The 11,590-nt window shown below is 25.6% G+C and carries 12 protein-coding genes; 2 read left to right on the top strand and 10 right to left on the bottom strand.

Features of this window, described 5'->3' with window-relative positions:
- Positions 1 to 181: 181 nt before the first annotated feature.
- The 5 genes from BN899_RS04115 to BN899_RS04095 form a co-directional block, all read right to left on the bottom strand.
- Positions 182 to 370, bottom strand: a complete 189-nt coding sequence (locus BN899_RS04115) for a hypothetical protein (protein ID WP_042273201.1) — start codon at positions 368 to 370, stop codon at positions 182 to 184.
- A gap of 151 nt (positions 371 to 521) precedes the next feature.
- Positions 522 to 764, bottom strand: coding sequence for a hypothetical protein (locus BN899_RS04110; protein WP_042273200.1), 243 nt, complete (start codon positions 762 to 764; stop codon positions 522 to 524).
- Entirely contained in the window at positions 761 to 1,057 is a 297-nt protein-coding gene (locus BN899_RS04105; protein WP_042273198.1) for a hypothetical protein, read from the bottom strand. The genes BN899_RS04110 and BN899_RS04105 overlap by 4 nt, the downstream gene beginning before the upstream one ends.
- A gap of 90 nt (positions 1,058 to 1,147) precedes the next feature.
- Positions 1,148 to 2,053 carry a DNA-processing protein DprA gene (locus tag BN899_RS04100; protein ID WP_052356581.1) on the bottom strand — a complete coding sequence of 302 codons (906 nt, stop codon included), beginning with the start codon at positions 2,051 to 2,053 and terminating at the stop codon, positions 1,148 to 1,150.
- 124 nt (positions 2,054 to 2,177) lie between these two features.
- Positions 2,178 to 3,050, bottom strand: a complete 873-nt coding sequence (locus BN899_RS04095) for an N-acetylmuramoyl-L-alanine amidase family protein (RefSeq protein ID WP_052356579.1) — start codon at positions 3,048 to 3,050, stop codon at positions 2,178 to 2,180.
- A 249-nt stretch (positions 3,051 to 3,299) separates the two neighbouring features.
- On the opposite strand from BN899_RS04095, the gene BN899_RS04090 reads away from it, so the two are divergent.
- Positions 3,300 to 6,473, top strand: coding sequence for a DEAD/DEAH box helicase (locus BN899_RS04090; RefSeq protein WP_042273197.1), 3,174 nt, complete (start codon positions 3,300 to 3,302; stop codon positions 6,471 to 6,473).
- Between the two features lie 76 nt (positions 6,474 to 6,549).
- On the opposite strand, the gene BN899_RS04085 is transcribed toward BN899_RS04090, so the two are convergent.
- On the bottom strand, positions 6,550 to 7,947 hold the full coding sequence (locus tag BN899_RS04085) for an MATE family efflux transporter (RefSeq protein WP_052356577.1): 1,398 nt from the start codon (positions 7,945 to 7,947) through the stop codon (positions 6,550 to 6,552).
- A gap of 280 nt (positions 7,948 to 8,227) precedes the next feature.
- On the opposite strand from BN899_RS04085, the gene BN899_RS04080 reads away from it, so the two are divergent.
- Positions 8,228 to 8,950: a hypothetical protein gene (locus BN899_RS04080; protein ID WP_042273195.1), complete on the top strand. Its 723-nt coding sequence runs from the start codon at positions 8,228 to 8,230 to the stop codon at positions 8,948 to 8,950.
- Positions 8,951 to 9,057: 107 nt separating this feature from the next.
- Here the strand turns inward: BN899_RS04080 and BN899_RS04075 are convergent, their stop codons facing one another.
- The 4 genes from BN899_RS04075 to BN899_RS04060 all read right to left on the bottom strand — a co-directional run bounded on the left by BN899_RS04075 (position 9,058) and on the right by BN899_RS04060 (position 11,464).
- Positions 9,058 to 9,864, bottom strand: a complete 807-nt coding sequence (locus BN899_RS04075; protein ID WP_052356576.1) for a sensor histidine kinase — start codon at positions 9,862 to 9,864, stop codon at positions 9,058 to 9,060.
- A complete protein-coding gene (locus BN899_RS04070) occupies positions 9,861 to 10,436 on the bottom strand; it encodes a hypothetical protein (RefSeq protein WP_042273193.1) in 576 nt (191 codons plus the stop codon). The genes BN899_RS04075 and BN899_RS04070 overlap by 4 nt, the downstream gene beginning before the upstream one ends.
- 1 nt (position 10,437) lies before the next feature.
- Complete coding sequence (locus BN899_RS04065; RefSeq protein ID WP_042273192.1) at positions 10,438 to 11,130, bottom strand: response regulator transcription factor; 693 nt, start codon at positions 11,128 to 11,130, stop codon at positions 10,438 to 10,440.
- Positions 11,131 to 11,191: 61 nt separating this feature from the next.
- Positions 11,192 to 11,464, bottom strand: a complete 273-nt coding sequence (locus tag BN899_RS04060) for a hypothetical protein (protein ID WP_042273189.1) — start codon at positions 11,462 to 11,464, stop codon at positions 11,192 to 11,194.
- Positions 11,465 to 11,590 lie beyond the last annotated feature (126 nt).

The raw sequence follows: 11,590 nt of genomic DNA, 5'->3' as shown, positions 1-11,590 counted from the left end.
ACAAACAGTAATGATGAAGAAATGGTAGCAGTTCAAGTTACTAAAGTCGATGCTGGTGCAGAATATAAATAAAAATAATATAAATTTATATTATTTAAAAAGGTATTACCATAATTTATGGTAATACCTTTTATAAAACAATACATATTTTAAAAATGGCAAGTCTTCAAAATAGTATTTATTATGCTTTTTTAAGTGATTCAATTAATTCATCTTCTGAATCAGCAGTTATTAGCTCTTCACCTTTGTATGCAGTTAATTCTGATCCGCATTCATAGATACATCCATCTTCTATTTCAACTTCTCCACCTAAACGCGCTTTTAACTCATCTATACTTATTCCTGAGCACATTGAACATATTTTTATCATATTAACTTCCTCCTGTATTATTTACTTATATAAGCTATCATTATATATATACACCGGAATTTAATATTAAAACATCTTTTTACAATTTTTTTATAAATTATTATTTGATTCTATCATAAACTTTAGAATCTACAAATCCAAAAATAATTTTTTATTTACTAAATCTTTCTATAAGTTCTTTTATAATTTCTTCTAAATCTCCACTATCTTCAACTTCTTGTATTCTTGGAGTCCCTATTCCTCCTGCATGTTCGAAATTTACAACAGAAATAATTATTTCACTGTCTGCAAAATCAAATAATAAACCTACTAAATGGTCTAAGTCCAGATTAAGTTCTCCTATATCTTTTATACTATTAGAATCTTCATATAAATCTTCTGCATAGTGTTTCATACTATATTTTTTCCATCTATAAATTCTATTTTTTCACAACTTTCATATGTCTTTCCTATAGCAAAATGAAGTGAATACTCTTCATCTAGTAACAAATTTATATAGTCATCAGCTTCTTCTAAGTCTTCATAATCCTCATCAAAAGTTATTACATCCATATAGTCTTTATCTATTAAACAAACTCTTGATATAGAGTCTGGGAATTCTAAAAGTAATTCTTCTGAGTTATCTTTATAGTAATTTATAAAATTACTTAATTTAAATTCTTCTGGTTTTATTCTTATAGGTTCCATATTATACTCCCTTTCATTTATGCAATTTTTCTTCTACAAATTATTACATATTTTTCATAAATGCAAAGTATAATATATCATAAAATAAATTTAATTAATAGTTTTTCTTCTATAACCACTTTTATATTCTTTTATTTTTTTATTAATTTCACTTATATCGTAATTACTTCCAATTATAATCCCTTTATTTTCATCTATTATTTTTCTATTTAAAGACGATCTCATATCTAAACAACCTAAAATTCTATTTTGTTCTAATGTAAAATTTACAGTGTGCATGGTACCTGAATTTATATCACTTTGTGCTACTATTGTAGCTAAACTTAACCCACTTTGTATTCTGTCTCGTTCTACAAAACTATTTTTAAATGACTTATATCCAATAGGATATTCACTTACTAAACAACCTTTATTATTTAAGATGTTCTCTGCTAAATTATAATTTTCTCTTGGATATACGTTATCTAAACCGCAAGGCATAACCGCAATAGTATTCCCACCTACATCTAAACATCCCTTATGTGCCATTTCATCACATCCTAAGGCTAATCCACTAACTATGCTATAGTTTTCTTTTGATAATATACTCCCTAGCCTATATGATGACTCTAATCCTTTTTTATCTGCATTTCTACTTCCAATAACAGCTATACAGTCTTTATTTATAATACTTTCATAATTTCCTTTATAAAATAATATAACTGGTGTATTAGGTATATTTTTTAAATTACTAGGAAAATTATCACTTAATATATCTACCATGTTAATGTTTTGGTTTTTAGATTCTATAATTGTATCTTGTGATTTTTCTCTTGCTACTTTTACATCATCTAATTTTGGCACTATAATTCTATTGTTATTTATCTTCATGTTTATAAACATATCTATTATATCTGCTTCATTTTTAGGCATATCTTGCATTTTTTCTATAAAATAAGTAGCAGTCTTTCTTCCCACTTTATTTATCGATAGTAAAGTTAATACTAAATTATCCATTTGGCATCTTCTCCTTATATAATAAGTTTTCCCAAATATTGTTTAATATATCTATCTATATATTAAAAAACAGAGTAAATAATTTACTCTGTTTTTATCATAATCCTATTTAATTTATTTAATACTACTTACCTAGATATTCTAATACTTCATTTAAAGTATCCCATCTATTATTACCTTGTAAGTTAACGTCTCCCTCTATTTCATTTGCAGCTACTCCAACTACAAAAACTTTTTTACCTAAACCTACTTTATATTCTTGTAATGGTACAATAATATAATCCTTTAGTCCCCAACCTAAAATATTAGCTATATTTTTATCTACATCACCTTTATATATTATACAATTTTCATAAACATCCTCACCTGGAGTTTGTGACTCTGATGGCGGATTTCCTCCTACTTCTTTGTATGTTATTCCAAAGTATTTACAAACACCTTTCACAGTTGCTTCTGCTAATTCATCTCTGTTATTTTTTAATATTTTTAAATCCTCTCTGTTAGTATAAAAACCATATTCTTCAAGTATTGAAGGCATTAAAGCTTTGTATATTACAGTAAAATCTGCGACTTTTACACCTCTATCTTTCGCTTCACTGTCTATTGATTTCATAACTTTGTATACTTCTTCTTGTACATCTTTTGCTGCATTCTTAGATTTTTGGCTTGCATTAGAAGCATAATATGTTTCAGTTCCTCTAGCTGCATTAAACTTTGAATCATATGCATTTGAATGAATACTAAAAAACAGCGCATCTGGCTTTCCTTTTGATATCCAATAGTCATTTGCGTATTGAGCTCTTCTAGTAAGACCCATTTCATTTTTTTTAGACGGATTTGGGTTAGTTAAATACACAGTTATTCCTTGTTTTTCTGCTATAGTTTTAATTTTATGTTGCATATCATTATTGAATTCCCATTCTTTCATAGATTTATCTGGTGCTTCTTTTCCTTGTACATATTCTGAATGCCCACTATCAAGTATTAATAACTTCATTTTACCATCTCCCTATTTTTTATTTTAATATATGAATTAAACTGTTTATTAATTGTACTAATAATGATAAAATATTAAACTCTACACTAATATTATAGTATTAAGTTTGCAGTATTAATTGTTCCTACAATTTGTCAATTTTTACTACCCATAAAAATATTTATATAATATAGGTAAAATATTTTTGTGTAATTAGACTTAATATCGACTATAATATTTTATATACAAAATGAGAGTAAGGTGAAATAATTGGACTATAATAAGTTACTAGATTTAATAAAAGTAAATACAGATATCCCTAGATGGAATAGGGGTGTTAAATACTATAATAAAAAATTAGTTGATCATGTCAGTTTTAATATAAATGAAAATATAATAACTCTTGAAGGAGTTTTAGAATCTGAATTTAACAATGAAGTTTATACAAATACACTTTCAATAGATCCTATAAATTTTAAAATAATCGGTGGAAGATGTACCTGTGAAGATTTTAGATCAAAAAGCACAGGTACTAAATTATTTATATGCAAACATTTAGCTGCAACTTCGATTTCAGCTATTTTAATGGCTAAAAAAGATTTTTCTAAAGCTATTATTACAAAGTTCGAAGATGAAAAACCTCCTAAAATATATCCATCTACACCGGATAAAAAACTTTTGGAATTTTTTGATGACACTTATAAAAAACAAGTTAATCTAGAAGTTAATTTAACTATAGATGAAGGTAATATACATGCTGATTTTAAAATAGGAACGGATAAAATGTATGTACTAAAAAGTTTAAAAGATTTTTCAAATTCTAGAATATCTACTTCTACACTAGACTACGGTAAAAACTTTACTTACGACCCTATTAACCATTATTTTTCAGATATAGACGAACCAATAGTTGATATTATAGAAGAATACGGCGCTAACTATCATCCACATATAAATTCAACTATTAATCCTAAAATATTAGATTTAGGTGAAAGTGGGTTAAAAAGATTTCTAAAAACCTTAAAAAATAAAGATTTCACTCTTAATTATAAAGAAGAAGTTTATCGACCTAAAATAAATGAAAATTTAATCCCTATTAATTTTGATTTTAAGAAACTTGATAATAAAATAGAGCTTTCTTCCCAATGTGATATGCCTATACCTCTAACAAGTAAGGGTGATGTTGTTTTATATGAAGAAAATATTTATTTATTAAATAATGAAGATTCTTTGAATTATAAAAAGATTTATGAAATACTAAATGAAAGTAAAACTGTAGTATTTGATAAAGAAGATATGGTTGGTCTTTTAGGTCATCTTGTTCCTAAATTAAAGCAAATCTCTGAAAAAGTAATTTTAGATGAAGAAATAAAAAATAATATAATAAGCGATTTTAAAGTAGAGTTTTATTTTGATTTTAAACACTCTGATACTATTTGCGATTTAAAGTTTGTATATAATGATGAAAACGGGCAAAAATTCATTCTTCCAGATAAAGATAAAGAAAAAGAAATTTCTAATATTTTAATATCTTTTGGATTTGTAAAAGAAAGCAATACTTATATATTTAAAGAAGATGATTTACACTTATTTAACTTTTTAGATAAAGAAATTCACAACTTAAAAGATATTGGTGAGGTATACTACTCTGATAAATTTAAATCTAAAAAAATATATAATTCATCATCAATACAAGCAAGCATAAAAAATGGTATTGATGGTTATTTAGATTTTGATTTTAGTATCTCTGATATTGATAAAGATGAATACAAAGATATACTACTTGCCTTTAAAGAAAAAAGTAAATTCTATAAATTAAAGGATGGTAGTTTTATAAATTTAACTCAGAGAGAAACTAAAGATTTCTTTGAATTAATAGATAACTTAGACCTAATTAATGATATGGAAAATAAAAGAGTACATGCTAGTAAGGGTTTATATATAAATGATGTATTAAATTCTAAAAATTTAGACTTTGTAAAAGGAACTGAAAATCTTCAAAATATTTGTGATCGATTTAAAAATATTGATAGTATAAATTTTGATATTCCAAACTCTTTAAATGCAACCCTTCGTGATTACCAAGTCAATGGTCTTAATTGGCTTAAAACCCTAGACCATTATGAATTCGGAGGAATCTTAGCCGATGAAATGGGACTTGGTAAAACAATACAAACTATAGCATTTTTATTGTCTAAAAAAGAGGAAAAAGCTAAATCACCAATAAGTTTAATAATAACGCCAACATCACTTATTTATAACTGGAAAAATGAATTTGAAACCTTTGCTCCTAATATGAATGTTTCTTTAATTCATGGAAATAAAAAAGAGCGAGATAAGACTTTAGAAAACTTAGAAGGTGTAGATGTTATTATAACTACCTATGGTACTTTACGAAACGATTTAGATTCATATCTGGATAAAACTTTTGATTACTGTATTATTGATGAAGGTCAAAATATAAAAAATCCAGTAGCATTAAGTACTGAGGCTGTTAAAAGCATTAATGCTAAAGTAAGATTTTCTCTAACAGGAACTCCTATCGAAAATAACTTACTAGAACTTTGGTCAATATTTGATTTTATTATGCCTGGGTATTTATATTCTCGTAAAAGATTTTATGAATTATTTATTAATAATGAAGATAATACTTACAATCTAAAGAAACTTATACAGCCATTTATACTTAGAAGAACAAAATCAGAAGTTATGAAAGAACTACCTGATAAAATAGAGAAAAAATTCTTCGTTGAGCTAAATAAAGATCAAAAAAGGATCTATGGTGCTTATGTTAAGGATATTCAAGAAAAAATGGTTGATAAAGATGTTAAAAAAGATAAGATAGTAATCTTCTCTTACTTAACAAAGTTAAGACAACTCTGTCTAGATCCTAGGGTGATTCTTGAAGATTACAATAGTAGAAGTTCAAAAATAGAGACTACAATCGAGCTTTTAAATGATTATATAGAAAATGGACATAAAATATTATTGTTTTCACAATTTACATCTGTACTTAAAAATATTGGAGATGAACTTAGTAACAATAATATAACATACTCTTATATAGATGGATCTACTCCTGCTAAGGAAAGATTATCTTTAGTAAATAAGTTTAATGAAACTGATGAAAACAAAGTATTTTTAATTTCACTAAAAGCTGGCGGGACTGGTCTTAATCTTACAAGTGCCGATGTAGTAATTCATTTTGATCCTTGGTGGAATCCATCTGTTGAAAACCAAGCAAGTGATAGAGCTCATAGATATGGACAAAAAAATGTTGTTGAGGTTATAAAGCTTATTGCTAAAGGAACTATTGAAGAGAAAATTGTAAAGCTTCAGGAAAGTAAAAATGAACTTATTAATGAGTTTATTAATGGAGATTTATCAAATGGTAATTTATTAAAAACTTTATCTGATAAAGATATAATCGATTTATTTAATTAAACTTATACAAATTTAATTTTTAATAATATAAAATTACCCATACCAATATCAAATATATTGGTATGGGTAATTATAATTATTCTGGCATTACTAATTCTTCTATAATTAGTTTACATTGTTCATCTTCATCAACACTTTTTATCCATTTGTTGCTTAATAATCTTCCTACGCACCAAAGACCTTTTATAATCTCATCAATTTTTAAGCATATTAACACTATTCCTGCTGGTAATTTAAATACTAATCCAGCTATTGCTCCAAGTGGTATTGATACAGTCCATAAGAATAATATATCAGCTATCATTAAAAACTTTGTATCTCCTCCTGCACGAAGTACTCCTTTTGTAAGAAGTGACGAAATTGACATAAACACTACTAAAAATGAAGTTGCATTCATAAGTTGTATGGCTATTTGCTTTGTAGTGTCACTTATATTGTAAAAATCTATAATTATATTTTTAAGTATAAATATAAATAATGAAGAGCTAAGCCCTAATATTATAGACATTGCTAAAAATGTTACAGCTCTTTCTTGAGCTAGTTTGTGCTTACCTTGTCCTATTGTATTTCCCGTTATAACTCCACTTGCATTAGATACCCCCATTAAAAATACATTAGTAAATTGTAAAACAACACTTGATATACTATTTGCTGCAACCATATCAGATCCGATTCTACCCATTATTACAGAGACCATATTAAGCCCTAGTGCAAGTATTAAGTCACTTATTAAAACTGGACCTCCTACTTTTACATAATTTTTAAGTAGCTCCCTATCTAATTGTAATAAATACTTAAATTTAAAATTAAGCTTTTTATCTATTTTAAATAAATATATCATTATAACACTAAATTCTATTATTCTTGCTGTTAATGTTGCTATTGCAGCACCTTGTATTCCAAGCTCAGGTGCTCCTAGATTACCAAATATTAAAACCCAGTTTAAAAATACGTTTACAAAAAATGATGATATAGATGCAAATAACGCAACTTTCACACTTCCAACTGTTCTAAATAATATATTTACAGTAGTTGAAATTCCTTGGAATATAAATGAAAGTGATACTATCTTTAGGTACATCATCCCTTTGGCTGAAACAGCTGTTTCTTTAGTGTAAATCGACATTATAGTTTCTGGAAAAACTTGTGCTAAAAATAAAAATAGCAGTGCAAATAACACACTAGCTTTTATAAGTATGGATAGTATTTTATTTATAGATTTTGTATCTTTTTTTCCCCAGAATTGTCCAGATAAAACCCCAGCTCCTCCACCTAATCCAAAGTTAATTATTAAAAATATAAAACAGAACTGGTTTGCAAGTGATGCAGCAGACAATGTTATTTCACCAAATGAACCAAGCATCATTGTATCTGTCATACTTACCCCAACATTTATAAGACCTTGCAGAGCTATTGGTACACTTATATCTGCTACATTTTTATAAAATTCTTTATCTTTTACAAAAATATTCAATTTTAGTCCTCCTATAGTAATTAGTTCTTATTTGAGCATAATTTTCACTAATAAGTACATTACCATAATTACCCTCTTTTTTCAATCTTACTCTTTCATATAAAAAACTTTATATAGTTATAAAGTTTATATATTAAAAAATATATATTTTATAGATTGTCAACTTAATTATTTTATTTATTTTTAAATATTACTGTGGTAATACCACAAAAAATATTTTTTATAGCTATAATTATTATATAAATAAAAATTTTTAAATAGATTTAGGGGGGGATATATAATGAAGTTTGAATGTTTTTACTATCCGATATTAGTTGATGATGAAGTTGTAAAAAGTAATGAAGATTTAATATCATTTGAATTTGGAGATGCTGTGCCTTGTAAAACTCTTTATTATAACTACGGACAAAATTTTGCAATCTATAAAAATGAAGAATTTTTTATAGTTGAAAATGGAATTTTAAAACAAACAATAATTTCTAAAGATTTAAAATATCCTTTAAGATTGGTATTTAATAAAGGTACTCAGCTTACAATATTCTCTCAAAATGACCTATCATCAATTAGATTATTATTGAAAGGTGAAAATGAAAAAGAAAAGCAATTAGGAGAACTTTTTTACTTATCAATGACATTAAATAGAAAGATAAAAAATATTCAATATAAAGTTATATCTGATTTAACTAATAGTTCTAGAGATTCCACTTATATAAATAAAGAAATTGATTTAAGAACTAAAAGGCTATTAGATAAATTAAGATTTGTAGAAAGCAAATTTAATCACTTAGTTATAAACTATCCTGAAATAAAAAATTCTTATTTAAATTATATGAACTTTAGCAACAAAGAAGATATGTTAGAATTATCCATAAATAAATATTTTAAAGAAAATACTGAAGAATATAAAGAATACATTCTTAAAAGTTCTGTTTGGAAATCAAAACCTATTTATCCAAAGTTCAAATTAGATAACCTAGTCAACTCTTGTAACTATAATATTTAATAAAAAAGCTACTTAAATTTCACGCTCGAAACTATCAGAAAATTGTAAAAATTATAAAATAACCCCTTACTGAATGAATTTTTCAGTAAGGGGTTATTTTAATAAATTTATATGGTTTTTAACTTTATTTCAAATCTAGTTCCCATGTTTTCGCCACTATATAGTCTTACATCTCCACCATGAAGTTTAACTATCTTTCGTGTTATAGCAAGTCCTAATCCACTTCCACCATCTGTCTTTCTAGATTTATCAGCTCTAACGAATTCTTCAAATACTGTCTTTGATACGCTATCTGATATTCCAATACCATCATCTTCTATAGATATTTTTGCATAGGAGTCTTTTTTATATAAACTTACTCTAAGTGTAGTTCCTTTTTTATTATATTTCAAAGAATTAGTTATTATATTTGCTATTGCTCTTTCTAGTTCTTTAATATCTATCATTGAATATATTTCTTCCTCGGGTATTTCTATATCTAGTATAAAGTCTTTCTCTTCTATATCAATATAATATAGTGCTACTAGTTCTCTTAAGAACTCACTTAAATCATATTTTTGCAAATTTAGTTTATATTCTGGACTATCCAGTTTTGAAAATATAAATAACTCATCTACTAAATAATTTATTCTATTAGTTTTATTATATATATAATTTAAATAGATCTTTTTTTCTTCTTCATCTGTTACTCGTCCTGATACAATAGCTTTTGAGTAACCTAATATAGAAGTTATTGGAGTCTTTATGTCATGAGAAATATCTCTTATAATTCTTTTTTTACTATCTTCTATAATCTTTTTTTCTTCCTTTGTTTTTTCTATTTTAGCCACAGTACTATTAAAAGCTTCTTTTATACTATTAAGCTCTCTATAAGAGTTAAAATTAACCTCTACATCTGAGTATCCTTCGCTCATTTTTTTATTTCTTTTTCTAAAATTTTAAGGGGTTTTGACAACTTTTTTATAGATATTATTGTTATCAATATAAATACTATGGATACTAGTATTATAGTTAATACTAGAGATATAGTAAAATATGATTTTATATTTATTTGTTTATATAAATCATGAGATAATTTATATGCATATTTAGGAAATTTAACTATATAGTTAATATCACCAACTTCATAGGCTTTAGATTCATAGTCATTATTTATATTTTTATCATTAATTAAGTTTCTTACAGAATAATTATTTATTTTATCTTTTTTTTGACCTATAATTTTTATTATTTTACCATCCTTTACTTCTTCTATCCATCCACCTTTATCTATTAAACTTGAAACATCTATATCATTATATTCATCCTTTAAAACACGATTTGCATCATAGTCATTTATATTTACACCCACTTTTCCAGCTGCTATATAAATTTGGTATATAAATAAGGAGAAAAATAGTATTATACCTATTACAAATACCACTATCGTCACTATATAGTTTAATATGAAGATGCTATATAAACTTTTACCTTTTTTCCAAGTCATATTATCTCCCTTCAAACTTATATCCAATACCTCTTATAGTCTTTATGTACTTTGGATTTTTACTATCATCTTCTATTTTATCTCTTATCTTACTTATGTGAACCATTACTGCATTATCTTCTGCTATATAAGCTTCATTCCATACTGATTCAAATAAATTCTTTTTAGTGAACACTTTGTTAGGATTATTCATGAATAGCTCAATTATTTTAATTTCGGTAGAAGTAAGTTTTATCTCTTTACCATCCTTTGTTAATTTATAACTTTCTAAATCTAACTTTAAATTTCCTATTTCAATTACTAGATCTTTAGTATCACAGATCTTAGAATATCCATAAACTCTCCTTATTTGAGCATTAACTCTTGCAAGTAATTCTAGTGGGTCAAAAGGCTTTGTTACATAATCGTCAGCTCCCATATCTAATGCTAGTATTTTATCATAACCTTCTAGTTTAGCTGATATTACTATTATAGGTATATTATCTTTCTCCCTTATATTTGATATTAAAGAATACCCATTTAGCTTAGGCATCATAATATCAACTATAGCTAAATGTACTTTATTTTTATTCATAATATTAATAGCTTCTATACCATCATATGCCTTTATTATATTATAGTTAGTATTTCTAAAATATAGAGCAACTAAGTCTACAATTTCTTTTTCATCATCTACTACTAAAATGTTATACATTTAATGCCTCCCGATATTTTTAAATGTAAGTTAGAGGCTATTTAATTATATCCTCTACATATTACCTTATTTCTTTATTATAAAAAATAAAACTAGATATTACAAACCCTACTACTAAATAAGTAATACTTAGTCCTATATTAGAAGCTAAATTTGTATTAGAGTCTGCAATCGTACTTATTACTTTAAAAATACTATAATTATATAATTTTTCATAAATAGTCGTTATTATAGGAGTTCCAAATATAATAGCCAATCCAACTAAGACTACATTTCTTGATGAATCTAAAAGTATAGCTGGTATAGATAGTATAGATGTTAATCCTATTCTCAATCCTTAAAATTTCCTTCATTTAATACACCTCTTTATGTCTTTTATAAGTTTATTTTAAAGGTGTAATCTTTCTAAAACCTTTCTAAATTATTTCTTCTATCTATAGATTTTGTTTTAAATTTAAAA

Origin of the sequence: Faecalimicrobium dakarense, assembly GCF_000499525.1 — a bacterium.
Classification (GTDB): domain Bacteria; phylum Bacillota; class Clostridia; order Peptostreptococcales; family Peptostreptococcaceae; genus Faecalimicrobium; species Faecalimicrobium dakarense.
Note: the sequence above shows the minus strand (reverse complement) of the source record. Positions and strands in the feature narration are given on the sequence as shown.

Excerpts from the sequence above, each read along its gene's own strand:
- BN899_RS04115 (WP_042273201.1), bottom strand. The coding sequence starts at position 370 with ATGATAAAAATATGTTCAATGTGCTCAGGAATAAGTATAGATGAGTTA.
- BN899_RS04110 (WP_042273200.1), bottom strand. The coding sequence starts at position 764 with ATGAAACACTATGCAGAAGATTTATATGAAGATTCTAATAGTATAAAA.
- BN899_RS04105 (WP_042273198.1), bottom strand. The coding sequence starts at position 1,057 with ATGGAACCTATAAGAATAAAACCAGAAGAATTTAAATTAAGTAATTTT.
- BN899_RS04100 (WP_052356581.1), bottom strand. The coding sequence starts at position 2,053 with ATGGATAATTTAGTATTAACTTTACTATCGATAAATAAAGTGGGAAGA.
- BN899_RS04095 (WP_052356579.1), bottom strand. The coding sequence starts at position 3,050 with ATGAAGTTATTAATACTTGATAGTGGGCATTCAGAATATGTACAAGGA.
- BN899_RS04080 (WP_042273195.1), top strand. The coding sequence starts at position 8,228 with ATGAAGTTTGAATGTTTTTACTATCCGATATTAGTTGATGATGAAGTT.
- BN899_RS04075 (WP_052356576.1), bottom strand. The coding sequence starts at position 9,864 with ATGAGCGAAGGATACTCAGATGTAGAGGTTAATTTTAACTCTTATAGA.
- BN899_RS04070 (WP_042273193.1), bottom strand. The coding sequence starts at position 10,436 with ATGACTTGGAAAAAAGGTAAAAGTTTATATAGCATCTTCATATTAAAC.
- BN899_RS04065 (WP_042273192.1), bottom strand. The coding sequence starts at position 11,130 with ATGTATAACATTTTAGTAGTAGATGATGAAAAAGAAATTGTAGACTTA.